Source organism: Pseudomonas lurida (genome assembly GCF_013522705.1).
Classification (GTDB): domain Bacteria; phylum Pseudomonadota; class Gammaproteobacteria; order Pseudomonadales; family Pseudomonadaceae; genus Aquipseudomonas; species Aquipseudomonas quebecensis.
In genome coordinates, this window is the sequence record NZ_JAAMRE010000056.1 from 1 (window position 1) to 2,356 (window position 2,356).

A 2,356-nucleotide genomic window follows, 5' to 3' on the forward strand; every position below is an offset into this window, starting at 1 on the left:
CGGCGGGTGGGGATTTTGTCAGCCAGGCCGGGCGTGACACCACGATCGTGGCGAGCAGGATCAGCGCGGGGAATGAGGCTTATCTGTATAGCGGGGATAAGTTGAGTTTGTTGGCGGCGCAGAACAGTACGCATACCCTGTATGACATGAAGGAGAACGGCGGCTGGGGCGCCAAAAAAGCCAAGCGTGATGAAGTTACCCAGACCACCAACGTCGGCACTGAGATCAAAACCGCAGGCAACCTGACTTTGGTTAGCAATGGCGACCAGCTGTACCAGGTCGCCAAGCTCAACAGCGGCAACGACCTTATCCTGAAAAGCGGCGGCGCCGTGACGTTTGAAGGCGTAAAGGACTATCACGACGAGAGCCATACCAAGAGCAAGAGCAACATGGCTTGGTTCTCGATGAAGGGCAAAGGCAAGACCGATGAAACCTTGCGTCAGAGTGAACTGGTTGCCAAGGGGCAGACCGTCATCGAAGCCGTTAACGGCCTAAAGATCGACATCAAACAAGTCGACCAGCAAACCGTCAGCCAGACCATCGACACCATGGTCAAGGCCGACCCGCAATTGGCCTGGCTCAAAGATGCCGAGAAGCGCGGCGACGTGGATTGGCGCCAGGTAAAAGAGTTGCATGACTCCTTCAAGTACAGCAACTCGGGCATGGGCCAGGGCGCCATGTTGGCGGTCATCATTATCGTCACCATTGTGACGGCAGGTGGTGCTAGCGCATTGGTGGGCGCAGGTGCATCGGCCGGTTCAACCATGGCCGCCGGCACTGCTGCGGTTGCGGCGACCAGTACGTCGGCAGCGGTTGCAGCCACAAGTGCGGGGCTGGGCAACATGATGGCCACCGCCGCGTTGACCTCGCTGGCCAGTACCGGTGCTGTGAGCACGATCAACAATAAAGGCAACATCGGCCTTGCACTCAAGGACACCTTCAGCAGCAGCAGTCTGAAGAACGCGGCCATTGCCGGTCTGGCAACCGGGGCGTTGAACTACGCAGACAGTAATTGGTTTAAGGGCGCAAGCCCGGTTGACGGTGCGGGCGCGAAAGTCACTACGGCGGGGCCGGTGCAGAACCCAGGCTACTCCAGCGAATGGTTGAGCTGGCAGAAAGCGCAGGATGCAGTACTGCGCGGCGGTACCCATGCGGTCATCGAAAGCAGTATTTCCACCGCCATCAACGGTGGCAGTTTGAAAGACAACCTGGGCTCGGCCTTGGTATCGCAAGGCTTCGACTTGGCCGCAGCAGCCGGCAACAAAGGTCTTGGTACCCTGGCGAATGATCTTGACCTGAGCCCCGGCTCGGCGGAAAAGGTCTTGATGCACGCCCTCCTGGGTGGTGCACTTTCAGCGGCTCGAGGCGGTGACTTCAAGACCGGCGCAATTGCCGCTGGCGCGGCTGAAGGGCTGACAGCGATTGCGACCGAGAACTTGGGTAAATATCTGGATGAACGTTTCGCAAAGGATGACCAATTCAAAGTCGCAACCGCTCAAATTATCGGTATTGCGGCCGGGTCCTTGGTCAACGGCAACCCGAATGACGCTGCCTGGGTGGCGGGGAATGTTGAACGTTACAACGAGCAATTGCACCCACGAGCCGCTGAGCTGATCAAAGAGCAAGCGCCAAAAATGGCGGCGGACCAAAACATCAGTCCGCAGGAGGCTGAGCGGCGCATGGCGGTTGCGCTGACTTACTACACCGATGAAGACTGGAGCAAGTCAATCCCGGCTGAAGATGCAAGCAAGATTGATACAGCAACCTTGCAGAACTTAGGTGTGGCTCTGGCCCCGATTGCGGATAACTACGCCCGAACCGATGCGTCCGCAGACGGAAGCCAGCGTGGATACAGTGGCAATGAGACGGCGGCTTTGATTCTTGATTTCAAGGACACGCGCCCGTCTGCCTACAAAGACGGCACTAGAAATATCGACTACTTGGGCGACCCTGAAGGCCACAACAGCCAAGGAACAGTGGATTTCTATAAATCCAATTTGAACTACAGCGATAAGCCGACGGATTACCTGGAAAGCTTCAAAGGCGGAGTGGCAGGCGTAGGTCGTAGTGCGTGGGGCCTAGTTACATCCACTGCTAAGGTCGGTAGTGAGCTTTTGGGCGGAAATGCATTGGGCGTTGCCAACGACTTCCTGGGGCCTGTTGCCGATCCATCTCTGAACCCGGTTGGTCAAATGACCACCCGGCAAACGGGCCGGGCATTCGTTTCAGACCTGCAAGGCAACAGCTATGAGTCAGCCGCGCAAGTTTCAGAGTTAGTCACTGACGCTGCGACCATGGTCGCCCCAGGGTCTACTGCTGGCAGGTTTGGGCAGATTTCCAAGGCCGGCGAAGCCTC

1 protein-coding gene is annotated in these 2,356 nt (G+C 57.6%); it reads left to right on the plus strand.

What is annotated here, in order from left to right:
• A partial coding sequence (locus tag G7025_RS26480) for a DUF637 domain-containing protein (RefSeq protein WP_258197739.1) occupies window positions 1-2,356 on the plus strand: 2,356 nt, incomplete at both ends.